The following is a 24,145-nucleotide window of genomic DNA, read 5'->3' as shown; positions in this document are numbered from 1 at the left end:
GGTGATTCCCGCCGTGAAGCGGGCCACCGGCGGTCAGGCCGCTGCTAGCGTCCGGCGCGACGGGACCGGGGACGTCGACGGACGGGACCCGCGACGACGACGCCGAACGCCACGGGAGAGACCGGATGAGCCACGCCATCGACGCCGCCGAGGTGCCGTCGCCACGCCCCGCGCCCACCCCCTCTCCGCGGCGGATCACGCTGCTGACGGCGGCGGTCGCCGTGACGGCGGTGATCCTCCACATCCAGCTCCACGAGTACGCGCACGCCGTCACCGCGGTGCTGCTGGTCGGCAGCTCGACCGTGCACGGGGCGATGGCGGACCACCCGCCGGCGTCGGACGCGGACCTCGCGCTCATTGCGATGGCGGGGCCGGTGTTCTCGGTGGTCCTCGGCCTCCTGGCCTGGGCCGCGTCCCGGCCGATGCCGTCCGGCTACGCGCGTGCCCTGCTCACCTGGATCGGGCTCAGCAGCATCCAGGGGGCGTTCGGGTACCTGATGATCGCGCTGGTCGCGCCGGTCGGCGACACGGCCGTCGCATTCGAGGCCTGGGGCCTCGGGATCGTCTGGTCGATCGCGTCGTTCGTCGTCGGGGTGGCCGGGATGTTCCTGTGCGCCTACCTGCTCGCCCGGGAGATCGGCCGCACGTTCGAGACGCCGGCGCCGTTCCGCAGCGCGTCGGTATGGACGTGGCTCGTGGCGACGGCCGCGATCCTCGCGATCTACGGAGGGGTCGCCGTCCTCGCCGGGCTGGACGGCGAGCTGTTCGCGTGGACGATCATCGGCCCGTCGACGGCGCTCGTCTTCGCACCCATGGCCACCATCTTCTGGAAGGCGGTGCCCTACCGGCGCCGCCCGTGGTCCGTGGGGGCGACGCCCGTGGTCGTCGCCGGACTGGTCGTGGCGGTCGCGATCGTCGCGGTGCACGCGATCGTCGGGGTCGAGCTGGGCTGATCGGCGCACGCCCGCGCTCCCTGGCTCGCGCTCCCTGGCCCGCGCTCCCTGGCCCGCGCGCCGGACCCGGCAGCACGCTCGCCGACGTCCCACCGACCCCGGCACGTCCTCGCACGTGGTGCCCCCTCCGAGGGATGGCACGACGGACCGGGCGAGGCTCCGGCGTCGGGCCCTGCCGACCCAGGCACCCACCCCGGCGACACGACGGACCGGGCGAGGCTCCGGCGTCGGGCGCGCGGGTCTACGTACCCTCGGCCGGTGACCGACCGATATGGACGCGACGTCCTCTCCTCCCCCCGTCCCGACCCGCGCCGGCGACCCGTCACCCGTGACGTCCCCGCCGAGAAGGGCCTCGTGGTCGAGGACGTGGAGAGCGGGTTCGTCGGGGCGATCACCCGCATCGAGAAGTCCGGCGGGATGCACCTCGTCACGCTCGAGGACCGGCTCGGGAAGCGTCGCTCGTTCACGCTCGGGCCAGGCTTCTGGATCGACGGCGCGCCCGTGAAGCTCGTGCCGCCGACCGTGTCCTCGGCCCAGGCGCGCCCCGACGTGGCACGGACCGCCGGCGGGCGGAACCTCACGGCGTCGGGCTCGCTCAGGGTCGAGGGTCAACGGGCTCGGGTCGCGCGCGCGTCGCGGATCTGGGTGGAGGGGCGGCACGACGCCGAGCTCGTCGAGCGCGTGTGGGGCGACGACCTGCGGGTCGAGGGGGTGGTGGTCGAGCAGCTCGAGGGCGCCGATCACCTCGCCGACGTCCTCCGGACCTTCCGGCCGGGGCCTCAGCGGCGCGCCGGCGTGCTGCTCGACCACCTCGTCACCGGGTCGAAGGAGACCCGGCTCGTGGAGGACGCGCGGCGTCGGCTCGGGCGCGCGTCGCAGCACGTGCTCGTGCTCGGCCACCCGTACGTCGACGTGTGGCAGGCGGTCCGGCCGGAGCGCGTGGGGCTGAAGGAGTGGCCGCACGTGCCGCGCGGGACCGACATCAAGGTGGGGACGCTGGCCGCGCTGGGGTGGCCGCACGCGGACCAAGGCGACATCGCGCGCGGCTGGCAGCGCATCCTCGGCTCGGTGCGGACGTACGCCGACCTGTCGCCGCAGCTGCTGGGGCGGGTCGAGGAGCTCATCGACTTCGTCACCGGGGTGCCGGAGTAGGTCGGGGGCGCAGGCGGTCCTTCGCCGCCTCGGACGGTCACGGCCGTCTGAACGTCGCCGTTGCTCCGATGTCGTAGGTGCGTGCGCCTTTCGAGGTGTGGTGCCTGCTCGTAGGACGCCGATGCTCAGGTTGCGTAGGGGCGTGCGCGTTCCGAGGGGGCGGGTCTCCATGCACGACGACGGCGCTCCGGTTGCGTAGGTGCGTGCGCCCTCCGAGGGGGCGGGTCTCCATGCACGACGACGGCGCTCCGGTTGCGTAGGTGCGTGCGCGTTCGAAGGGGTCGCGCCTCCTCGCACGACGCCGATGCTCAGGTTGCGTAGGTGCGTGCGCGTTCGAAGGGGTCGCGCCTCCTCGCACGACGCCGACGCTCCGTCGGGCCTCGGCATCTCCGCATCTCCGCATCTCCGCACAACCGTGCCGCCGTACCGCCGTACCGCCGTACCGCCGTACCGCTCTACCGCTCTACCGCTCTACCGCTCTACCGCTCTACCGCTCTACCGCAGCGATCTCACGGTCGTTTGCTTGCTGATGATGTATCCACATGCCGGTTTGTTACCAATCCATCCACAGATTTGCGTTCAACCCTTCCAAGTGTCGTTTGATAGCGGTACATTAGGTCTAGTTCGAACACGCGTTCGGACAGTCCAGCACGACGACGAGGGAGGTAGCAGCGATGACGACCCACGAGTCCGGCCACGAGACCACCGCTGCTGCGCCATCGCCCGCGCTGACGGACGGCCATGAGTCGCCCACGCGCGGGTCCGACCTGCCGGTCCTCGGCGCGGCGGACGTGCGTACGATGCGTGACGCCCTCGTCGGCCTGCGCCGTGATAACGAGGCCGACGCGATCGAGCAGATCACCGCCCTGGACGAGCTCGTCGCCGCCGCCCACGCCGCCCAGGCCCGGGCTGCCGCGGACCTGCGACACACGCGCATCGGAGCCGAGCGGGCCCGCGGCGTCCCCGTCGCGAAGCAGGGCGCCGGCCTGGCACAGGAGATCGCACTCGCTCGCCGCAGCACCCCCGGACGCGGACAGCGGGCCCTCGCCCTGGCCCGCGCTCTGGACGAGGACCTCCCCCACACCCTGCATCTCATGGAGACCGGCCAGGTCAGCGAGGATCACGCCGCCGTCGTCATGCGCGAGACATTCGGCCTCGACCCCGAGGACAGGCGCACCGTCGATGCTCGTCTGGCACCGGACCTCCCCACCATGGGGCGGGGCCAGGTCCACACCCACGCCCGTAAGTACGCCATGGAGCTCGACAACGACCACGAGAGCACCCGCCGCGCCTACGAGGCATCGCAACGACGGGTCAGCATCCGCGGCGGCACCGGATCCATGGCCTACCTCACCGCCCACCTTCCTATGACCGACGCCGTCCGCGTCCACGCCTCCCTGACCCGCCAGACCCACACGATCACCAACGACGGCGAGTCCGACGGGCGGACCAAGAAGCAGATCGCGGCCGACCTCCTCGTCGAGCACATCACCGGCACGGCGATCACGGCTCCTCGCGACGTCGAGCTGTCCATCGTCATGCCCGCCGAGAGCCTCGCCGGGTCTGACGTCCCGGCCTGGCTCACCGGACACGGCCCCCTGCCCGCCGACACCGCCCGAGAGGCCGTACGCCACGCCCGCATCGTGTGGTTCACCCGGCTGTGGACCGACCCTGCCCACGGCGGCGTGCTGACCACCGAGTCCCGCTCGCGCACCTTTGACGGCCGGCTGCGACAGCTCGTCCTGACCCGGGACGACATCTGCCGAACCCCCTATTGCTCGAACCCCGTCGAACACATTGACCACACGATCGATCACGCAGCTGGCGGCCCCACCAGCGCCGAGAACGGCACCGGTCTCTGCGCGAGCTGCAACTACACCAAGCAGAACCCGAACTGGCGGCACGCCACCAGCCCCGACGGCAGCCACGAGGTACGCACCCCCACCGGTCACCGGTACGCCGTGCCCCGCTCCCCCTTCCCCTACCGGCACACCCCCGGCCCCGAGATGACCAGCCAGCGGCTCCAGGCCATGAAGGACCGCGTGAGCCGGCGGGTGACCGACAACCGGGCCTCCGAACGAGAACGGGAGGCCGAACGCGAGTGGGAAGTCGAAAGGGAACCGGGCGGCAACGCCGCACAGGAAACGGAACGTGGACGGGAAGCCGAGCAAGATCCCGCCCGCAGCCCGAGCATTCCCGCTCCACCACCGTCGTCACCGCGATAACCACACCGCACCAACGATCACGGCACCGCCTGCGAGCACGTCCGCGTACACCTGTGCACGGCCGTGCTCGTACGCATGCCCACGTCATAGTGGCGTCGTCCGTCGACCAGTCGGCCTGTGGGCTGCGGTACCGGTGTCACCGACCACTCGATCGGCGCCTCGGGAGCTCGTGGCACGGCAGGTCAGGCCGAGCGCCTGACGCTCCTAGCCCGTCAGCTCACGCACGACCGCGTCGGCCAGCAGCCGACCGCGCAGCGTGAGCCGCACCCGCCCCTCGGCGGCCGGCCCAGGTTCGCACAGACCCTCGGCGACGAGACCCGCGAGGTGGGCCTCGGCGTCGTCGGGGGTGAGTCCGTCCGGCGAGGCGACCCGGACGCCCTCGGCGAGACGGACACCCAGCAGCAGGCGCTCGAGCTCGCGCGACTCAGCACCGAGCACCTCCCGCCCGACGGCCGGGCTCAGCCCCTCCGCCAGCCGGGCCGCGTACGGCGTGGGGTGCTTCCCGTTCCACCACCTGACGCCCCCGACATGGCTGTGGGCGCCCGGGCCGACACCCCACCAGTCTCCGCCCCGCCAGTACGCCAGGTTGTGTCGGCTCGCGTGGACGAGCGTGCCGTTTGCGGGTGAGTCTCCCGGCTCGACCTTCGCCCAGTTCGACACCTCGTACCAGCCGTAGCCCGCGCCGGCGAGCATGGAGTCGGCGAGCTCGTACTTCTCGGCCTGGTCGTCGTCGTCGGGCAGCCTGAGCTCACCCCGGCGCACCTGCGCCCCCATCCGCGTCCCCCGCTCGACGACGAGCGCATACGCCGAGACGTGATCGGGCTCCATCGCGAGAGCGGCCTCGAGCGTCGTCCGCCAGTCCTCCAGGCTCTCGCCCGGGGTGCCGTAGATGAGGTCGACGGATACGTCGAGCCCCGAATCCCGCGCCCACGACACGGCGAGCGGGACCCGGTCGGGATCGTGCGTGCGGTCGAGTGTGGCCAGCACGTCCGGCACCGCCGACTGCATTCCGAACGACACGCGCGTGACACCGGCGGCGGCCAACGCCTCGAGCGCCTCGCGGTCGACCGAGTCCGGGTTGGCCTCGGTCGTCACCTCGGCCCCCGGAGCAAGCCCGAACGTGTCGCGCACGGCGCCGATCATCCGCCCGAGATCGTCGACCGGGAGGCGCGTCGGGGTGCCTCCTCCGAGGAAGACGGTCGACACGAGCCGGGGCGCCATCCCCGCCGAGACGAGCTCGGGGTCGGCGAGGACACGGCCGGCGAGCTCGATCTCGCGGACGGCGTTGCCCGCGTACTCCGCAGCCGACCCCCCGCCGCCGAGCTCCGCGTTCGTGTAGGTCGTGAAGTCGCAGTACCCGCACCGCACGGCGCAGAACGGCACATGGAGGTAGACCGAGAAGGTCCGGTCACCGGCACCTTCGGCAGCAGTGGTGGGGAGTCGTCCGTCGTCGGGGGCGGGGTCGCCCTGCGGCAGGTCAGCCATCGGAGGCCCGCTGCTCGACATCCGTGGTTCCTCCGGCGTCCCGGAGGCCCGTGCTTCGTCCGTCGGCCTCGACGCCCGCCGGACCCTCGACGCCCGCCGTAGCCTCGACGCCTTCCCTACCCACGACGCCTTCCGTACCCACGACGCCTTCCGTGCCCACGACGCCCGCCGTAGCCTCGACGCCTCGAACGCCCACATCGCGCCGGACCGCCGTGAGGTCCGTGACGGGCCGCCCCTCCTCGACGCCGCGCCGCTCGAACCGTGTGAGCGTGCGCCCCTTCCACCGTTCCGGCTCGACGGTCAGGTCGAACGCGGGGTGGGCATCCAGCACGGCAATCATCTGGTCGGCGTAGTTCTGCCAGTCGGTCGCGAGCCGCCAGATCCCGCCGGGGGCCAGCAACCCCGCGACGACGGATGCGAACTCGGCCGAGACGATGCGCCGCTTGTGGTGCTTCGACTTGCGCCACGGGTCCGGGAAGAAGGTCCACAGCTCGTCGACGGAACCCGCGGGCAGGAGGATCGGCAGCGCCTGCTGGGCGTCGACGCCGAGGAGCCGGACGTTCGTCGCGCCCTCGTCGAGGACCCGGGCGAGGGTCCTCGCCAGGCCCGGCTGCCACACCTCGAGCCCGAGGAACCGCGTGTCCGGATCTGCGAGCGCCGCGTGCACGATCTGCTCGCCGGCGCCGCACCCGATCTCGACGACGAGGCGCGCGCTCGAGACGTCCGCCGTCACTGGGCAGGCACCAGCACCAGCAGTGTCCGCGTAGACGGCATCCAGATCGAGCCGGGTGCCTCCGGCCACGCCCGTCTCCGTCTCCATCGGGACGTCGAGCACCACGCCGGCACGCTGCTCCCAGACCTCCGCGAGCCTGGGCTTGAGCCGGTTGCCTCGGCGGGTGAACGAGCGGATGCGGGCGTCGATCACGGGCTTGTCGTCGTCGTGCTCGGGGTTCATGCCTCGCCCCCGCCGAGGCCGCGGCCCGTCGAACGGAGGGAACCGGGGAAGACTCGGGCCTCCGCCGACCGTCCTGAGCGGTCCCGGGGAGCAGTCGTGCTCGAGCGCCGACCCTCCTCCGTAGCGGACCACGACCGGGTGGTAGATCCCGACCGGGTGGGGGATCGTGGGCCCTCGACCGCGCCCTCGACCACGCCCGCGACCCCGTCCGCCCGCTCGAGCGCGCCGAGCGCGTTCCTGACGAGCGACTCGTACAGCACGGTCCCGCTCGCCGCGGCCCAGTCGAGCAGCGCGTCGGCCCGCTCGGCGTCGAGCCCGGCGGACGCATCACCCACCGTCACCCCGTGCGAGGGCACGTCCACGACGTCGATCAGCTCCCCCGCCGCGATCTTCCCTGTCTCGAGCACCCGGAGGTACACCCCGCAGCGCCCTCCGGCAGAGAATCGCCGCGCCCAGTCGGGCTCGTCCATCCACGCCGCGAAGGTTCGGCACGGAGTACGTGGTGCGGTCACCTCGAGCACCGTCGTCCCGACCCGCCAGCGCGTGCCGATGACAGCCCCGTCGACGTCGAACCCCCGAGTGGCGAGGTTCTCCCCGAACGATCCGGGCGGGCACTCCCGCCCCAACGACGACGCCCACGCCTCGCGCGTCTCGCTCGCGTACGCGTACACGGCCTTGAACAGGCCGCCGTGGTGCTCCCGGTCGCCCTGGACGTCGCCCCACACGCCGTGCCGCAGCACGGTCAGGGGGCGGTCGACGGGGCGCTTGTCGATCCCGCTCATCAGACCGCGCGAGCCCACGTGGAACAGCTCGGTCACCGAGCAGACGTCGGCGACCCGGGCCGGGCCCTCGTCGAACCGGACGTCGTCGAACGAGAGGTCGGCGGACGCACTCCCAGTGGACCGGACGTCGACGGACCCGAGGCCACCCTCGGACGAGAGGCCGCCGGACACACTCCCGGTGGACCGGACGTCGACGGACGCGGGGCCACCCTCGGACGAGGGGTCGGCGGATGCACTGCCGGCGGACGTCGAGTCTCGACGCACGACAGCACCACGCACGACATCACCACGCACGACCTCCCCGCCCGCGTGACCGCGCGCAGCGACGCCACCGACGGCGATCGCGCCCACCGCCGTCTGCCGACCGACCACGACCTACTTCTTGCCGGTCGGCGCGTCGGTCTGCAGCGCGGCGACGAAGGCCTCCTGCGGCACGTCGACCCGACCGATCGACTTCATCCGCTTCTTGCCCTCCTTCTGCTTCTCGAGCAGCTTGCGCTTCCGCGAGATGTCACCGCCGTAGCACTTGGCGAGCATGTCCTTGCGGAGGGCGCGGATGGTCTCCCGCGCGATGATCCGCGACCCGACCGCCGCCTGGATCGGCACCTCGAACTGCTGGCGCGGGATCAGCTCCTTGAGCTTGCCGACCATCGCGACGCCGTAGCTGTACGCCTTGTCCTTGTGCACGACGGCCGAGAAGGCGTCGACGGCATCGTGGTTGAGGAGGATGTCGACCTTGACGAGGTCGGCGGGCGCCTGGCCGTCCTCGTCGTAGTCGAGGGATGCGTAGCCCTTGGTCTTCGACTTGAGCTGGTCGAAGAAGTCGAACACGATCTCCGCGAGCGGCAGGCGGTAGCGCAGCTCGACACGGTCCTCGGAGAGGTAGTCCATGCCGAGCAGCTCGCCGCGCTTGCCCTGGCACAGCTCCATGACCGCGCCGACGAAGTCGCTGGGGGTGAGGATCGTCCCGCGCACCATCGGCTCGGAGATCTCCTTGAACTTCTCCCCCGACGGGAACTCGGACGGGTTCGTCACCGTCACCGGGTCGCCGTTCTCGAGGATCACCTCGTAGACGACGTTGGGCGCCGTCGAGATGAGGTCGAGGTTGAACTCGCGCTCGAGACGCTCGCGCACGATCTCGAGGTGGAGCAGGCCGAGGAAGCCGCAGCGGAAGCCGAAGCCGAGCGCCACGGACGTCTCTGGCTCGTACGTGAGCGCGGCGTCGTTGAGCTTGAGCTTGTCGAGCGCCTCGCGCAGGTCGGGGTAGTCCGAGCCGTCCACCGGGTACAGGCCGGAGAACACCATCGGCAGCGGCTCGCGGTAGCCCGAGAGCGCCTCCTCGGCGCCACGGGTCTGGGTCGTCACCGTGTCGCCGACCTTCGACTGGCGCACGTCCTTCACGCCCGTGATGAGGTAACCCACCTCGCCGACGCCCAGGCCCTTCGACGGCTTCGCGTCCGGCGAGATCACGCCGATCTCGAGCAGCTCGTGCACCGACCCGGTCGACATCATCTCGATGCGCTCGCGCGGGTCGAGCCGCCCGTCGACGACCCGCACGTAGGTGACGACGCCGCGGTACGTGTCGTACACGGAGTCGAAGATCATCGCCCGCGCCGGCGCGTACGCCTCGCCCACCGGGGCCGGGATGTCCCGCACGATCGTATCGAGCAGGTCGACGACCCCGTCGCCCGTCTTGCCCGACACCCGCAGGCAGTCCTCCGGCTCGCCGCCGATGAGGCTCGCCAGCTCCTCGGCGAACTTCTCGGGCTGAGCCGCCGGCAGGTCGATCTTGTTGAGCACCGGGATGATCGCCAGGTCGTTCTCGAGCGCCATGTAGAGGTTCGCGAGCGTCTGCGCCTCGATGCCCTGCGCGGCGTCGACGAGCAGCAGCGCGCCCTCGCACGCCGCGAGCGACCGGTTGACCTCGTAGGAGAAGTCGACGTGCCCCGGGGTGTCGATCATGTTGAGCGCGTACGCGGTGTCGCCCACCTGCCACGGCATGCGCACGGCCTGCGACTTGATGGTGATGCCGCGCTCGCGCTCGATGTCCATCCGGTCGAGGTACTGCGCCCGCATGTCGCGGTCCGCCACGACGCCCGTGATGCCGAGCATGCGGTCCGCGAGGGTCGACTTGCCGTGGTCGATGTGCGCGATGATGCAGAAGTTGCGCAGCTGCGCGGGCGGCGTCGACGCCGGGGCGATGCTCGCGGCTGTCGACGCGTCGGGGATCGGGGGCACTGCTCACCTTCACGGGGTCGGGCGGGAGGGCCCATCGTCGCACACGAGCCCCGTCCTGCCGCGGCCCGTCACGGTGCGTTCGCGCACCCCGGGGCGCGTGGTCGGCCCGCCGGCGGGCATCGCCTCGGCCCCCTGGCGAAGGCCCCGGACCACCCCGCACGACGACGACGCCACCACCTCTCGGGACCACCTCGCCCCGCCGGGACTCGACGTCCGAAGAACCCGCCAGACCCCGCCCGACGACGACGAACGCGCCGTCCAAGGGGCCGCTGTCTCGCATCCCGGACTCTCGCCGTCGGGGCCGACGCGGCGCGGCGGCAGGTCCTTAACGTCCGGGGCGACAGCGGCCAAGGCGCAGCCACCACCTGCGCCGTCGCACCACTCACCAGGGGGACCACCATGATCCTGACAGGACTGATCGTCGGCGGAGCGCTCGGCTTCGCCCTGCAACGCGGCCGATTCTGCGTGACCGGCGCGTTCCGCGACGTGTGGGTGGGCCGCAAGACCCGCTGGCTCACCGCGTTCCTCGTCGTCGTGGCCGTGCAGTCCGTGGGCATCTTCGCCCTCGACGCGGCCGGCGTCATCGAGCTCGGCGCCGGAGAGCTCGCGCCCGTCGCGACGATCGTCGGCGCCTTCATCTTCGGGTTCGCCATCGTCCTGGCGGGCGGCTGCGCCACAGGCACCTTCTACCGGTCGAGCGAGGGACTCATCGGTTCCTGGTTCGCGCTCATCTTCTACGCCGGCTTCGCGGCGATCATGAAGTACGGCGTGTTCGCGGACCTCACGGCCGCCGCCCGAGCCCAGACCGTGCCGGTGACGACGATCCACGACTCGCTCGGCATCTCGCCGTGGTGGCTCGTCGGGATCCTCGTCGCCGCCGTCGGCTGGGCGACCTACCGGCACCTCTCGGCCGAGCCGAGCACCGTGCTCGCAACGCTCCCGCCCCGCCGCAGCGGCCTGGCCCGCATCCTGTTCGAGAAGCCGTGGCACGCCTTCGGCACCGCGGTCGTCATCGGCGTCATCGCGATCGTCGCCTGGCCGTTGAGCACCGCCGCGGGCCGCCCGTCCGGTCTCGGCATCACGACGCCGTCCGCGAACCTCGTCAACTTCCTCGTCACCGGGGACGTCGAGCTCGTGGACTGGGGCGTCATGCTCATCCTCGGCATCCTCGTCGGCGCCTTCATCGCCGCGAAGGGGTCGGGCGAGTTCCGGCTCCGCGTGCCCGACACGACCACCCTCGTGCGGTCGATCTCCGGCGGCGCGCTCATGGGGGTCGGCGCCTCGCTCGCCGGCGGCTGCACGATCGGCAACGCCATGGTCGGCACCGCCCAGTTCTCCTACCAGGGCTGGCTGTCGCTCATCTTCATGATCCTCGGCACCGGTGCCGCCACCCACGTCTTCATCCTCCGCCACCGCGGCAGCGCGGCGACGGCAGGGGCGGGAGTCGGCGGCACGGCGGGCTCCGCCGGCGCGACGGCGGGCGGCGCCGGTGACGCCGGCGGCGGCAAGGTCCTCACCAACGCCTGATCCCGCGCTCGTCGCCGACCGAGAGCCGGACGACTCGCACCGCCGGCCACCCGGCGTCATGCACCACCTGTTCAGCACGACCCGCCGGCCACCCGGCGTCTCGTACCACCTGTTCAGCACGACCCGCCGGCCACCCGGCGTCTCCTACCACCTGTTCAGCACGAACCACCGGCCACCCGGCCGGCACCCACCACCGGTCACCCGGCCGGCACCCACGACCGGTCGCCCGGCCACCGCGCCCGACGACTCGTCACCCACCACCGACGACTCGGTCACCGTGCCCGACGACTCGGCACCACACACGAATTACCGGCACACGCCACCAACACAAGGAGAGAACGATGCCGCTCACGCTCGAGACCGACGGCCAGGTCTGCCCCTTCCCGCTCGTCGAGGCCAAGCAGGCCATGGCCACCCTCGACGACGGCGACCACCTCGTCATCAACTTCGACTGCACGCAGGCCACCGACGCGATCCCGCGCTGGGCCGCCGAGAACGGCTACCCGGTCACGCACTTCGACCGCGTCGGCGACGCCGCCTGGACGATCACGGTGCAGAAGTCCTGACGCACGAGCAGACGGCCTGACGCACGAGCAGACGGCCCGACGCACGACCGGACCACGGCGGGGACGGCGGGCGGCCCACGGGTCGCCCGCCGTTCCCGCGTCGGACACCTGGGCTGTGTACCGTCGTCCGGTCGGAGGCTGTCCCACCGGACCCGCCGCCTCCCCGATCGCTAGGAGACCAGGTGCTTCCCGCCCCGTTCCGACGCCGTGCCACGGCCGTCACCGCCGCCCTCGCCCTCGCCACCGTCCTGGCCGCATGCGGCGGAGGGGATGACGAGTCCACGACGACGGACTCCGGCGGCGAAGGAAGCTCGACGGAGACGGGCTCGGGCTCGGACCCGACGACGGAGTCCCCGTCGGACCGCCCCGAGGTCCCCACGAGCGGCGCGATCCCGCCGAACGACACCGAGACGCTGCCCGAGGGCGTCGACCACGTGACGAACACGTCGGACGCCAACACCATCACCGCGGGCATCGCGTCCACCGACGGCGAGGTGAGCGTCGAGTGCCTCGGCAACGAGGAGGGCCTCGTCGTCTCGCTCGCCGGCACCAGCCCGGACCACGGCGACCTCTCAGCCGTCGTCTCGTTCAGCCAGCAGGAGCTGACGTCCGTCGTCGTCCAGTCCACGGAGTCCCCCGACGAGGGCGGCCCGATGATGTGGATGACCAGCGCGGGCCTCGGCGAGGAGCTGACCGCGACCGCCGTCGAGGACGGGGGCGTGTGGACGGTGACCGGTCCGATCGACGGGTTCGACGCGCTCACGCAGGCGCCGATCGAGGGCGCCGAGGTCGACATCGTCGCCGACTGCTCGACCAGCGACGGGTCCGGCGAGGCCGACTCGGAGGCCGCGAGCGACTGACGCAGGTCCGTCGGCGGCCCGCCCAGTCACGTGGCCGACCGCTCCGGATCGCGGTGCAGACGTGCCGGCGTCCGGTCGCCGCGAACACCCGACCCGGGCAGGTCAACCGCCTGACCTGGGCGAGACCGACCGCCCGACCCGGGCAGGTCCGTCGGCCGGCGTCCTCGCCTACGCCTCCCGCGTGGTCCGCACCTCGACCGTCTGGCGCGAGGTCCCGCCGCCGGAGTAGACGCCGCGCAGCGGTGAGACGTCGGCGTAGCTCCGCCCGTGCGCGACCCGCACGTGGTGCTCCCCGACCGCGGTGCGGTTCGTCGGGTCGTGCTGCGTCCAGCGCCCCGCCGAGAACTCGACCCAGGCGTGCGACTCGCCCAGCACGGACTCCCCGATCTCTGCGGAGGTCGGGTGGATGTAGCCCGAGACGTACCGCGCCGGGATACCGATCGACCGCAGCGCCCCCAGCGTGAGGTGCGTGATGTCCTGGCACACGCCCTTGCCGGCCCGCCACGCGTCGGCCGCGTGCCCGTGCACCGACGTCACGCCGCTCTGGTACTCGACCCGCTCGCCGATGTGCTCGCACACCGCGATGGCCGCCTCCTGCGGGTCCATGCGCGCCGCGGCGTCGGCGGCGAACGCGGCGAGCTCCTCGGGCGGGTCCGTCACCGGGTCGCCCTGCAGCCACTCGCCCAGCTCGTCGAGGACCTCGGGCCGCCGGACCTCCTCCCAGCTCGCCCCCTCGAAGAGATGCACCGGGTCGCGCTCGACCACGCACTCGGCGCGAACCGTCAGCGTGTCGTGCGGGGAGAGCACCTCGACGACGTCGACGAGCGTCCCGAAGTAGTCGGTGTAGCTGGACATGTGGGTCGCGGCCGCCACGTGGAGCTCGGTGTCGAGCACCCGCTGGCCGGACAGGGCCGCCGGCCGCATCCGCGCCTCGTTGTAGGAGGCGAGGACCGGCTGGTCGTAGCTGAACGTGGTGCGGTGCACCACCCGGACGACGCTCATGCGCTCTCCCCCTTCCACGCGGCCGGTTCCCCGACGAAGAACTTCGACCGCACCGCGTCCGCAGCGTGCTGGCAGGCCACCTGGATCGCCTCCATCTCGTCGAGCAGGTTCTCCTGCACCTCGTTCATCGCCATGTACTCGATGCGCGAGCGCGCGCGGCCGAGGATCCGGCCGGCCTCGTCCGGCACCGCCACCTGCTCGCCGATCGTGCTGCGCAGGTCGACCAGGCATCGCTCGGCCTGGTCGAGCGAGTGCACCACCGAGCGCGGGAACAGCCGGTCGACGAGGAGGAACTGCGCGGCCTGGCGGTCGCCGGCCCGACCGCGCGTCGAGCGCAGGAACGCCTCGAACGCGCCGGTCGAGCGCAGCAGGGTCGTCCAGTCCGGCGCACCAGCCGTCGTCACCGCGCGGGTGGCCACGAGGCGGGCCGTCATGTCCGCCCGCTCGAGGGAACGGCCGAGGACGAGGAAGCTCCACGTCTCGCCGCGGCTCATCGTCGAGTCCACGAGGCCCGAGACGATCGCGCTGCGCTGACGCACCCACGCGAAGTAGTCGTGCGCCGAGCGAAGCAACGCCATGTCGTTCTGCGAGTTGTAGGTGTGGTTGAGCACCTCCCACAGCTCCGAGGACACGGTCTCTCGCGCGCGCCTCGCGCTCTCGCGGGCGGACCAGATGGTGCCGGCGATCGAGGCGGGCGACGTGCGGTCGTAGGCGAGCCGGTCGAGGACGTCGCGGCGGGCCACGTCGTCGTCCTCCGCCGTCGACTGGCCCATGATCGCGAGCAGCGCGCGGCAGGCCGTGTCCTCGTCGATCCACGGGTCCTCGAGGAGCAGCTGGAGGTGCGTGTCGAGCAGGCGCGCGGTCGCGTCACCGCGCTCGACGTAGCGGCCGATCCAGAACAGCGACTCGGCGATGCGGCTCAGCACGAGACCACCCCCTCCGTGGTCGGGCCGGCGTGCTGGCCCGTGATCGGGCCGGGCCACTCGCGGGTCGGGCCGGGCCCCTCGCGGGTCGGGCCGGGCCCTTCGCGGGTCGGGCCGGCGATCGGGGAGGCCACCGGGGCGGCGCCGTTCGTCGTCGGGCCCTGCTGTTGCTGCTGCTCGTGCTGGACGCGCACGGTCCGCTCGCGGTCCGAGTCGAGCGGGACGCCCTGCGGGACGGGCTGCATCTCGCGCGCGTCCTCCGCCGCGCCGGCCGCCGGGCGCCGCTTCCCGGGACGCCGGCCGACCACCCACGTGTCCTTGGACCCGCCGCCCTGCGAGGAGTTGACCACGAGCTGCCCCTCCTGCAGCGCGACCCGGGTGAGACCGCCCGGGAGGACGAACACGTCCTCGCCGTCGTGCACCGCGAACGGGCGCAGGTCGACGTGCCGCGGGCGGGCCAGGCCGTCGATCATCGTCGGCACGGTCGAGAGCTGGACGACCGGCTGGGCGATCCAGCCCCGCGGGTCCGCGCGGAGGCGACGCCGGGCGGCGTCGATCTCCTCCCGGCTCGCCGCGGGACCGATGATGATGCCCTTGCCGCCCGAGCCGTCGACGGGCTTGACCACGAGCTCCTCGAGCCGGTCGAGGACCTCGGCCAGCGAGTCGGGCTCCTCGAGCCGCCACGTGTCGACGTTCGCGAGCAGCGGCTCCTCCCCCAGATAGAAGCGGATGAGGTCGGGGACGTAGGTGTAGACGAGCTTGTCGTCGGCCACCCCGTTGCCCACGGCGTTCGAGATCGTCACGTTCCCCGCGCGGGCGACCGACATGATCCCCGGGCAGCCGAGCATCGAGTCGGACCGGAAGACGACGGGATCGAGGAAGTCGTCGTCGACCCGGCGGTAGATGACGTCGACCCGGCGCCGCCCCGAGGTGGTGCGCATGTAGACGCGACCGCCGGCGACGAACAGGTCGCGGCCCTCGACGAGCTCGACGCCCATGAGCCGCGCGAGCAGCGAGTGTTCGAAGTAGGCCGAGTTGTAGACGCCCGGCGTGAGGACCACGACCGTCGGGTCGTCCACGCCCTCGGGCGCCGTCGCGGTGAGCGCCGCGAGCAGGCGCCGCGGGTAGTCGACCACCGGCCGCACTCGCAGCGAGGAGAACAGCTCGGGGAACGTCTGCGTCATCGCCCGGCGGTTCGACAGCACGTAGCTGACCCCGGAGGGCACGCGCACGTTGTCCTCGAGCACGCGCCAGCCCTCGGCGGAGTCCCGCACGACGTCGATGCCCGACACGTGCACCCGCACGCCGCCCGGCGGGCGGAACCCCATGGCGGCGCGGGCGAAGTGCTGCGACGTGACGACGACGCGGCGCGGGATAACGCCCTCATCGATGACGCGCTGGTCGGTGTAGACGTCGTCGAGGAAGGACTCCAGCGCCTTGACGCGCTGGGCCACCCCCGGGGCGAGGAGGTCCCACTCCTCCGAGGCGACCACGCGGGGCACCGTGTCGAGCGGGAACGGACGCTCCTCGCCGCCGTAGTCGAACGTGATCCCCTGCGCGAGGTAGCTGCGGGCGAGGGAGTCGCTGCGCGCCTGGAGCTCCTCGGCGCTCAGACCGGTCAGCGCCTCGTGGACCGGGCGGTACGGCTCGTTGACGTCCGCACCGGCGATCATCTCGTCCCAGGCCGCGCCCGGCGGGTATCCGTCGAAGAGGTCGGTCATGCCTCGATGGTAGGTGCTGACGTGCCGCCGCTCACACGTAGGCTCGGGTGCCATGAGCATCGCCAGCCGCCTCGGTCGTATCGCCCGCTCCGTCGCCCGCGACGTCGCGAAGGAGGGGCGGCGCCGCATCGAGGACCGACTGCGCGGGCGCTCCGGCGGGTCGACTGGTTCTGGCGGGTCGGGCCGGCCCGGCGGGTCGGGTGGCTCTGGAGGGTCGAGGCGTGATGTCGACCCGGGACGTGCAGGAACCGGGAGCGCGCGCACCTCGGGCGCGGGCCGCGACGGTGGGCCCTCCCCGCTGGACGTGGGCCGGTCCGAGCAGCGGCGCGTCGACGTCGTCACCCCCTACGACGTCGACCGGCACGGCCTCCCCACCCTCTCCTACGACCCGAACCACGACGACCGGCCGGACCCCGGCGAGGTCGTGTGGGCCTGGGTGCCGTACGACGAGGACGACGGCCGTGGCAAGGACCGCCCGGTCCTCGTGCTCGCGCGGCTCGACGGCGCGGTGCTCGGCGCGCAGATGACCTCGAAGGACCGTGCCGACGGCGGCGTCCACACCGACCGCTACGGCCGGTCGTGGATCGACGTCGGCAGCGGGGCCTGGGACTCCGAGGGCCGGGAGTCCGAGGTGCGGCTCGACCGGGTGCTCGAGATCCCGGACCACGCGGTGCGCCGAGAGGGCGCCGCCCTCGACCGCGGCATGTTCGAACGTGTGACCCATGCCCTTGAGTCGAGGTACTGACCACCACTGACGCGGCGCGGACTCGCTGGTAACGTAGGCCGCTGGGTCGGAGCCCCCTCTCGGCGACGACCAGGGGATCCGTCGGCGCCCGCTCGCCCGGACCGCCCCGCTCGATCGTCAGCACCCCCGCCGCGGCGGGCACGCACCAGCCGAACCGAAGGATCATCCACGTGGCGAACATCAAGTCGCAGAAGAAGCGCAACCTCACCAACGAGAAGGCGCGCGTGCGCAACAAGACCGTCCGCACCGAGCTGCGCACGCACGTGCGTCGCGTCCGCGAGGCCATCGCCTCCGGCGACAAGGAGAAGGCCGGCGCCTCGCTGGCGACCGCCTCCCGCAAGCTCGACAAGGCCGTCTCCAAGGGCGTCATCCACGCCAACCAGGCCGCCAACCGCAAGTCGAAGCTCTCGAAGCAGGTCGCCGCACTCTGATCGCCCCCCCGCCGCAGCGCGGGACCGACGATCGACAGGGGCCCCTCCGGGGGCCCCTTCGGCGTCTCTGGGGAGGTGCGTTAGCGGAACAGACCGGCCAGGCGCGAGGGCGGCGGCGCGGCGAGACAGCGGCCCCCTCTGCCGGCCCTCGTGACTGCTAGCGGAACAGACCGGCCAGGCGCGAGGCCCGTGGGGCTGCCATGACGCCGTCGATGGCGTCGGCGTAGTGGTCGAGGAGCTGGTCGCCGAGCGCCTCCCACGAGCGAGGCAGCACCCGACGGCGCCCGGCCTCGCCCATCCGTGCGCGCAGACCCGGATCACCGGCGAGCCGGGCGATGTGGGCCACCATCTCGGCGTCGTCCTCCGCCCCGTAGAGGAAGCCGGTCTCCCCCACCGCGACGATGTCGAGCGGTCCGCCGGAGGCCGGCGCCACGACCGGCACGCCGCTGGCCATGGCCTCCTGCAGCGTCTGCCCGAACGTCTCGTGGATGCCGGTGTGGACGAACACGTCGAGCGCCGCGTAGGCGTCACCCAGGGCATCGCCCGAGAGCTTGCCCGTGAAGTGCGCCGACGAGCCGAGGGACCGTTCGAGGGACGGGCGCGAGGGGCCGTCCCCGACGACGAGGACACGGACGTCCCGACGACCGCCCAGGGCGGCAAGCCGCTCGACCCGCTTCTCCGGGGCGAGACGCCCGACGTAGCCGACGACGACCGCGTCCTCGTCGGCACCCGCGAGCAGGCGCGTGCGCAGGGCGGCGACCTGCGGGGTCGTGCGGCGGCGCGGGTGGTAGAGCACGGCGTCGACGCCGCGGGCCCACTGCCGGATCCGCTCGATCCCGTTCTGCTCGAGCTCCGCGATCGACGGCTGCGACGGGGCGAGCGTGAGATCGGCGAGGTTGTGGACCGTGCGCAGCCAGCGCCAGATCGCCGGCGAGGTCGCGGCCAGTCCGTGCTTCCGTGCGAAGCCGGCCACGTCGGTCTGGAAGACGGCGACGGTGGGGATGCCGCGCCACCGCGCCTCCGCCACCGCCTGCGCGCCGAGACCGAACGGTGCCGAGGCGTGGAGGACGTCCGGGTCGAAGGCGTCGAGGATCCGCGAGATCGACGACGACACGAGACCCACCTGGAGCCCCCCGTACTTGAACGACGGGACGGTGACGACCGGGAAGCCGTTGTACTGGCGGGGCGCCGGGCCGGGGCAGACGACGATCGCCTCGTGCCCGCGCAGCCGGAGATGGTCGAGGACCCGCAGGACCGAGTTCGTCACGCCGTTGGTGGAGGGAATGAACGACTCGGTGACGATCGCGACGCGCATCGGGCCATGGTGACGCCCCCTGGTTACCGCTCGGCTTCGCACACTCCCGATTCTGGTGTCCGGCGGGTGAACGGGCGAGTCCTTACCCGGGGAGGCCTGCCCGGGGGCTGCTCGAATCCTGTCCTCGTCCGTCACTCGAGCGCCTGCCCCCGCTTCTCGGTGAGGAGCAGCGCCCCGACGGCGGCGAGGGCGAACGCGGCGGCGAACACCGTGAACGCGAGCGCGGGTCCGCCGGCGCGCAGGAAGAACGGGACCGCGAACGGTGCGACGATCGAGGCGATCCGCCCGAACCCGGCGGCCCAGCCGGCGCCGGAGCCACGCACGACCGTCGGGTACATCTCGGGCGTGACGGCGTAGAGCGCGCCCCACGCGCCGAGGCAGAAGAACGAGAGCAGGCACCCGGCCCCGACGATCTGCCACGGATCCTCGGCCAGCGAGAACAGCCCGGCCGCCAGGCCGGAGCCGACGAGGAACGAGGCGAGGGTGGCGCGCCGTCCCCAGGTCTCGATGAGGATCGCCGCCACCGCGTAGCCCGGCAGCTGGGCGAGGGTGATGACGACGACGTACCCGAAGGACTTCGTCAGCGACCCGCCGTCGGCGCTGAGGATCGTCGGGAGCCAGGTGAAGGAGCCGTAGTAGGCGAAGTTGAGGAAGAACCACGCCATCCAGAGCCCGATCGTGCGCCGGCGCAGCCGGCCGGCGAACAGGGAGGCCACGCCGGGGCGCAGGTGCTCGTCCTCCGGGGTCGGCTCGGGCTCGAGGATCGCCGCCGACGACCGCGCGGTGCCGGTCCCCCGGCCCAGTGGGGGCGACTCCTCGAACTGGCGGACCGCCGCCTCGGCGTCGTCGTGCCGGCCGCGCGACTCGAGGAACCGCACCGACTCCGGGATCCGTGCCCGGACATAGAGGGCATAGATCGCGGGCACGGCGCCGATCGCCATGGCCCACCGCCATCCGTCGTCGTACTCCGCGACGACGAAGTAGCCGATGAGCGCGGCGAGCAGCCAGCCGACCGCCCAGAAGGCTTCGAGGACGACGATGACGCGACCGCGGATCCGGGCCGGCGAGAACTCCGAGACCAGGGTCGACGCGACGGGCAGCTCCGAGCCCAGTCCGAGCCCGACGACGAACCTCAGGACGACGAACAGCGCGAGCGACGTCGTCAACGCCGAGGCTCCGGTCGCGAGGCCGTACACGAGCAGCGTGAGCGCGAAGACCGTCCGCCGGCCCATCTTGTCCGCCAGCAGGCCGCCGAACGAGGCGCCGATCGCCATCCCGGCGAAGCCCATCGACAGCGCGAGGCTGATCTCGGGGTCGCTCAGCTGCCACTCGCGGGCGAGCGCGGCGATGACGAACGAGATCATGCCGACGTCCATCGCATCCAGCGCCCAGCCGATGCCGGAGCCCGTGAGCAGCCGCAGGTGGCGACGCGTGAACGGCAGGCGGTCGAGCCGCTCCGAGCGCGAGGGCTCGTCAGAGGTGTCGGGCGCGCTCGTCGCGCCCGGGTGGTCGGCCATCGACTGTCCCTTCCGTCGGGTCCCGGACCTCCGGAACCCGGACAACCTACTCCGCGCGAGTCACGGAGCCGACACGTGCTCGGTGCCGTCCCACGGGAGGGCACCGCGGGCGGAACGGACCTCCCCACGCGAGCGCGCCGCGCGCGGCCACTCGCCGAGCGCCGTCAGCGGCTGCGGGCCTCCGCGATGCGGCGCACGGCCCGCTCGGTGGCGAACACGGGGTCCCGGGACAGTCCCTTGACCTCGGCGTCGGCCGCGGCGACCGCGCTGATGGCGGCGGCGAGACCGTGCGGGGTCCACCCGGCAAGGTCCCGGCGCGCCCGGTCGGCCTGCCACGGCGCGAGGCCCTTGGGTGCGCCGCCCCCACGGGAGGCCGACACGATCGCCATGGTCCGTAGCTTCGATGCCAGCGCCGCGACGACGGGCACGGGACCGGTCCCGGTCGCGACGGCGTGCCGAAGGAGGGCGATCGCGCGCCCGAGGCGTCCGGCCACCGCCGCGTCGGCCACCTCGAAGCCCGTCGCCTCGACCCGTCCCGAGTGGAAGCGCCGGACCTGCTCGGCGGTGATGTCCCCGCCCGAGTCTGCGAGGAGCTGGGCGACCGAGGAGGCGAGCTCCGCGACGTCGGAGCCGAGGGCGTCGACGAGGTCCTTGACGGCGGCGGGCTCGATCCGGCCACGCGCCCGGCGCACGTCGGCCCGGACGAGATCCGCCTTGTCCGAGTCCTTCTTCAGCGCCTCGCAGCGGACGACGGGGAACCCGGCCTTCTCGACCGCGTCCAGAAGCTTCTTGCCGCGCGTGCCGCTCTGATGACGCATGAGCAGGACGACGTCCGGCGCCGGGTCTCCCAGGTAGGCGAGCACGTCCTCGAGCAGCGCGTCGGTCATCGCCTCGAGGTGCTCGACGTGGACGAGACGTGGCTCGCCGAACAGCGAGGCGCTCGTCAGCAGCGCGAGTCGCCCCTTCTCGTACCCTGCGGCATCGATGCGCGTGATCTCGACGTCGGGATCGCTCGCGCGCACCTGCTCCACCACGGAGCGCTCGGCGCGCTCGCCGAGGACGGCCTCGGGCCCGCGGACGAGCACGATCGGGGCCGGCTGGACCGTCTCCCAGGTCAGGGTCGAGGCTCGGCGGGGTGGCACGGGTCCACACTGCCACGGGCCGCCGACGTCACGCCGTCGCGGTCCACAGGTGCGGCGGGGATCAGCGCTCGGACTGGAAGGCCGACTCCTCGCCCGGGTTCTCGGTGACGAGCAGGCACAGCACCTCGGTATCGCCGTCGTCCTCCCAGGTCTGCCGCGAGGGGGTGAGCGCGGAGACCGAGTAGGTGCCTGCGTCGTCGCCGCCGAGATAGGCACCGACCTGGGAGTCGCACTGACCGGTGGCCTCGTCCGAGACGGCGTCGTCCCCGGGGTAGTCGCCCGCGGGGAGGTTGAAGGTGTAGAAGACCTCGGCCCGGTGGGCACCCTCGCACGAGATGACGCCGCCGGGCTCGGGCTCGGCGAGGCACTGGCCCGGGTTCGCCGTGAAGACGCCGTCGGACCCGGCGGCCGGCTGACCCGCGTCGAAGTCGGTCAGCTCGAGCTCGGGGACGCGCGTCGGCAGCCCGGTCTCGTCCTCGCCCGCACCGTCGTCCGCGGTGGGCGCCTCGGTCGACCCGGACTCCGACTCGACCGGGGCGATCGTCACCTGCTCCGAGACGTCGGCCGCCTCCTGCTCGTCGGCGTCCTGGCCGCGTCCGCACGACGCGACGAGAAGACCGACGACGCCGACGGCGGTCAGGCACCGTGCGGCTCGACGCAGGTCGTTCGTGGGTCGTGCAGGCATCCGGGGGTCCTTTCGTCGGCCGGTGCGCCCGGCGCGGGCCCGGACAGGGTACGCACCGTGGGCCCGGACCGGTCAGGACACCGTTTGGTCGGCGCCGTGCAACGACGGACATCGATGGGCCAGGGCAGGGTCGTGGGCAGCACGCGTTCCGCCGGACGGCGCAGGTGGATGGCACCACCCAGACACACGACCGGGCAACGGCACCTGGACACGCAACCGGGGGCCGGCGCGTGGCGCCGGCCCCCGGAGGGTCTCGATGTCAGGACAGTGGTCGGTCCTGCACGTCAGGACGGTGGAGCGCCCTGACGTCCTGCGTCAGGAGCGCCCCGACGTCCTGGCTCAGTTGCCGCTCTGGTAGGCCGAGCCGGTGGTGGGCTCGGGGGACTCGAGGAGGCAGATCACCTCGGTGTCGCCGGCCTGCGTCCAGGTGGCCTCGGACGGGAACTGCCCGTTGAGGAGGTACTCGGAGCTGGCGTAGTCGGTGCCGACGTAGGCCTCGAAGTTCTCCTCGCACAGGGCCTGGCCCTCCTCCGAGACGACGTCCTCGCCCGGGTACTCGTCACCGTCGATGTTGTCGGTGTAGAAGACCTCGAGGTCGTGCTCCTCGTCGCAGCTGATGATCGAGTCGGGCGCCACGCTGTCGATGCACTCGCCCGGGTTGGCGGTGAACACGCCGGGGGCGCCCTCGCCGTTGTCGAACTCGCTGAGGTCGCCGGTCGCGCCGGTGTCACCACCGTCGCCCTCCGCGCCGGTGTCGCCCCCCGCGGACTCCTCGTCGGTGTCGCCGCCGTCGGACTCGGTGTCGCCGCCGTCCGTGTCGCCGCCGTCCGTGTCGCCACCGTCGGTGTCGCCACCATCGGTGTCGCCACCATCGGGGGTCTCGGGGGCGGACTCGGTCTCGGGGGCGATCGGGTCGTCGTCGCCGCAGGCTGCAAGGCCGAGCGCGAGGAACGGCAGGGTCGCGACAAGAGCGAGCTTGCGTCGGGCCGTCGTGGTCGTGCGCTGCATGTCTTCCTCCATGTGGTCTGGTGAACACGTTGCTCACCGCACCGGGGGGCGGTGCTGAGGGAAGACGTTAGACCCAGGAGCTGCGAACGCCGCGTCACGACCGATGGGAAGTCCTCCCCCGGGAACATGTCCCCCCGGATCGGTCGGTCGACCGCGGCGGGCAGTGGCGGCGTCCGCCTCGACCCGAGCAGGCCCGTGCGGGTCGGTGCCGGTCGATTCATGTCCGTGCGCCCGTCGGCCGCCCGAACGTCCGGGGCTGCCGGCACGCCGCGCTCGGACGACGAACTCAGACGACGAGCTCGGCCGACTGGTACGCCGACCCGGTCACCGGCTCGCGCGTCGTCAGGATGCAGATGACCTCGCGGTCCCCTGCGTCCTCCCAGGACTGGCGGCTCGGAACGAGCGAGGTCAGGCCGTAGCCGGAGGACTCGGGCGTCGTGCCGACGTAGGCGCCGAACATCTCGAGGCACCGCTCGGTGTCGATGTGGTCGTCTCCCGGGTACTCGTCACCGTCGAGGGTGAACGTGTAGTAGACCTCGGCGGAGTGCTCGTGGTCGCAGGGCACCACCCGGGTGTTCTCGCTGCTGACGAGGCAGTCGCCCGGGGCGGCGGTGAAGATCCCCGGCGCCCCCTCGCCGTGATCGAACTCACCTGGGTCCGGCGCGTCGCCCGGCGTCCTCGAGTCGTCGGGCAGGCCCGTGCCAGGAGCGTCCGGGTCGGACGGAGCGCCGGGGCTGTTCGGCGTCGTCGGGCCGTGACCGTACGCACCGAGATCGGGAAGGTTGACCCCTCCGGCGGGACCGAGTGCCCCGGTGCGCCAGCCCGTGACGACGAGCGACAGGACGGCGAGAGTCACGAGCGTGGCGGCGAGGGTCTGGATGCGCGTCATCGCAGCTCCTCGGTACCCGGGGTC

General features: G+C 72.5%; 21 protein-coding genes. 8 read left to right on the top strand and 13 right to left on the bottom strand.

All coding sequences use genetic code 11. The annotated features are described in order from the left end of the window. Positions 1-125: 125 nt before the first annotated feature. The 3 genes from AC24FB_RS13365 to AC24FB_RS13355 all read left to right on the top strand — a co-directional run bounded on the left by AC24FB_RS13365 (position 126) and on the right by AC24FB_RS13355 (position 4,330). The gene (locus tag AC24FB_RS13365) at positions 126-953 is read left to right on the top strand and encodes a hypothetical protein (RefSeq protein WP_425715135.1); all 828 of its coding nucleotides are present in this window, start codon (positions 126-128) and stop codon (positions 951-953) included. Positions 954-1,211: 258 nt separating this feature from the next. Next, complete coding sequence (locus AC24FB_RS13360) at positions 1,212-2,105, top strand: DUF3097 domain-containing protein (protein WP_425715137.1); 894 nt, start codon at positions 1,212-1,214, stop codon at positions 2,103-2,105. Between the two features lie 674 nt (positions 2,106-2,779). Beyond that, positions 2,780-4,330, top strand: coding sequence for an HNH endonuclease (locus tag AC24FB_RS13355; RefSeq protein WP_425715138.1), 1,551 nt, complete (start codon positions 2,780-2,782; stop codon positions 4,328-4,330). A gap of 204 nt (positions 4,331-4,534) precedes the next feature. On the opposite strand, the gene hemW is transcribed toward AC24FB_RS13355, so the two are convergent. The 4 genes from hemW to lepA are packed head-to-tail and all read right to left on the bottom strand — an operon-like array spanning position 4,535 to position 9,790. Continuing rightward, on the bottom strand, positions 4,535-5,815 hold the full coding sequence (gene hemW, locus AC24FB_RS13350) for a radical SAM family heme chaperone HemW (protein ID WP_425715140.1): 1,281 nt from the start codon (positions 5,813-5,815) through the stop codon (positions 4,535-4,537). Next, entirely contained in the window at positions 5,808-6,770 is a 963-nt protein-coding gene (gene trmB / locus AC24FB_RS13345) for a tRNA (guanosine(46)-N7)-methyltransferase TrmB (protein WP_425715142.1), read from the bottom strand. The genes hemW and trmB overlap by 8 nt, the downstream gene beginning before the upstream one ends. Next, on the bottom strand, positions 6,767-7,924 hold the full coding sequence (locus tag AC24FB_RS13340) for an MOSC domain-containing protein (RefSeq protein WP_487560231.1): 1,158 nt from the start codon (positions 7,922-7,924) through the stop codon (positions 6,767-6,769). The genes trmB and AC24FB_RS13340 overlap by 4 nt, the downstream gene beginning before the upstream one ends. Positions 7,925-7,927: 3 nt before the next feature. Continuing rightward, a complete protein-coding gene (gene lepA / locus AC24FB_RS13335; protein WP_425715146.1) occupies positions 7,928-9,790 on the bottom strand; it encodes a translation elongation factor 4 in 1,863 nt (620 codons plus the stop codon). Positions 9,791-10,189: 399 nt separating this feature from the next. Here lepA and AC24FB_RS13330 point away from each other — a divergent pair, with 399 nt between their 5' ends. The 3 genes from AC24FB_RS13330 to AC24FB_RS13320 all read left to right on the top strand — a co-directional run bounded on the left by AC24FB_RS13330 (position 10,190) and on the right by AC24FB_RS13320 (position 12,743). Beyond that, on the top strand, positions 10,190-11,317 hold the full coding sequence (locus tag AC24FB_RS13330) for a YeeE/YedE family protein (protein ID WP_425715148.1): 1,128 nt from the start codon (positions 10,190-10,192) through the stop codon (positions 11,315-11,317). Between the two features lie 341 nt (positions 11,318-11,658). After that, a complete protein-coding gene (locus tag AC24FB_RS13325) occupies positions 11,659-11,883 on the top strand; it encodes a sulfurtransferase TusA family protein (protein ID WP_425715150.1) in 225 nt (74 codons plus the stop codon). A 182-nt stretch (positions 11,884-12,065) separates the two neighbouring features. Continuing rightward, positions 12,066-12,743: a lipoprotein LpqH gene (locus AC24FB_RS13320; protein ID WP_425715152.1), complete on the top strand. Its 678-nt coding sequence runs from the start codon at positions 12,066-12,068 to the stop codon at positions 12,741-12,743. Between the two features lie 168 nt (positions 12,744-12,911). Here the strand turns inward: AC24FB_RS13320 and AC24FB_RS13315 are convergent, their stop codons facing one another. Genes AC24FB_RS13315 through AC24FB_RS13305 form a run of 3 tightly spaced genes read right to left on the bottom strand, consistent with a single transcriptional unit; the run spans position 12,912 to position 16,389 of the window. After that, positions 12,912-13,745, bottom strand: a complete 834-nt coding sequence (locus AC24FB_RS13315) for a transglutaminase family protein (RefSeq protein ID WP_425715154.1) — start codon at positions 13,743-13,745, stop codon at positions 12,912-12,914. After that, complete coding sequence (locus AC24FB_RS13310) at positions 13,742-14,671, bottom strand: alpha-E domain-containing protein (RefSeq protein WP_425715156.1); 930 nt, start codon at positions 14,669-14,671, stop codon at positions 13,742-13,744. Before AC24FB_RS13310 ends, AC24FB_RS13315 begins: the two co-directional genes overlap by 4 nt. Then, positions 14,665-16,389, bottom strand: coding sequence for a circularly permuted type 2 ATP-grasp protein (locus tag AC24FB_RS13305; protein WP_425715158.1), 1,725 nt, complete (start codon positions 16,387-16,389; stop codon positions 14,665-14,667). Before AC24FB_RS13305 ends, AC24FB_RS13310 begins: the two co-directional genes overlap by 7 nt. Positions 16,390-16,441: 52 nt before the next feature. Between AC24FB_RS13305 and AC24FB_RS13300 the strand changes: the two genes are divergently transcribed. Beyond that, entirely contained in the window at positions 16,442-17,134 is a 693-nt protein-coding gene (locus AC24FB_RS13300; protein ID WP_425715160.1) for a type II toxin-antitoxin system PemK/MazF family toxin, read from the top strand. 170 nt (positions 17,135-17,304) lie between these two features. Continuing rightward, positions 17,305-17,565 (top strand): 30S ribosomal protein S20, encoded by a 261-nt coding sequence (gene rpsT, locus AC24FB_RS13295; protein WP_425715161.1) that lies wholly within the window; start codon positions 17,305-17,307, stop codon positions 17,563-17,565. Positions 17,566-17,722: 157 nt separating this feature from the next. Here rpsT and AC24FB_RS13290 read toward each other — a convergent pair whose 3' ends face one another. The 6 genes from AC24FB_RS13290 to AC24FB_RS13265 form a co-directional block, all read right to left on the bottom strand. Further along, entirely contained in the window at positions 17,723-18,880 is a 1,158-nt protein-coding gene (locus AC24FB_RS13290) for a glycosyltransferase family 4 protein (protein ID WP_425715163.1), read from the bottom strand. A 131-nt stretch (positions 18,881-19,011) separates the two neighbouring features. Beyond that, positions 19,012-20,397 carry an MFS transporter gene (locus tag AC24FB_RS13285; RefSeq protein ID WP_425715165.1) on the bottom strand — a complete coding sequence of 462 codons (1,386 nt, stop codon included), beginning with the start codon at positions 20,395-20,397 and terminating at the stop codon, positions 19,012-19,014. A 164-nt stretch (positions 20,398-20,561) separates the two neighbouring features. Further along, entirely contained in the window at positions 20,562-21,539 is a 978-nt protein-coding gene (gene holA / locus AC24FB_RS13280) for a DNA polymerase III subunit delta (RefSeq protein ID WP_425715167.1), read from the bottom strand. Positions 21,540-21,600: 61 nt separating this feature from the next. Further along, entirely contained in the window at positions 21,601-22,224 is a 624-nt protein-coding gene (locus AC24FB_RS13275) for a septum formation family protein (protein WP_425715169.1), read from the bottom strand. Between the two features lie 339 nt (positions 22,225-22,563). Further along, positions 22,564-23,232 (bottom strand): septum formation family protein, encoded by a 669-nt coding sequence (locus tag AC24FB_RS13270; protein ID WP_425715171.1) that lies wholly within the window; start codon positions 23,230-23,232, stop codon positions 22,564-22,566. Between the two features lie 286 nt (positions 23,233-23,518). Then, positions 23,519-24,121, bottom strand: coding sequence for a septum formation family protein (locus AC24FB_RS13265; protein WP_425715173.1), 603 nt, complete (start codon positions 24,119-24,121; stop codon positions 23,519-23,521). Positions 24,122-24,145: the final 24 nt, after the last annotated feature.

The sequence above is a fragment of the Georgenia sp. Z1344 genome (genome assembly GCF_057652375.1).
This window is presented reverse-complemented; position numbering and strand designations above follow the sequence as displayed.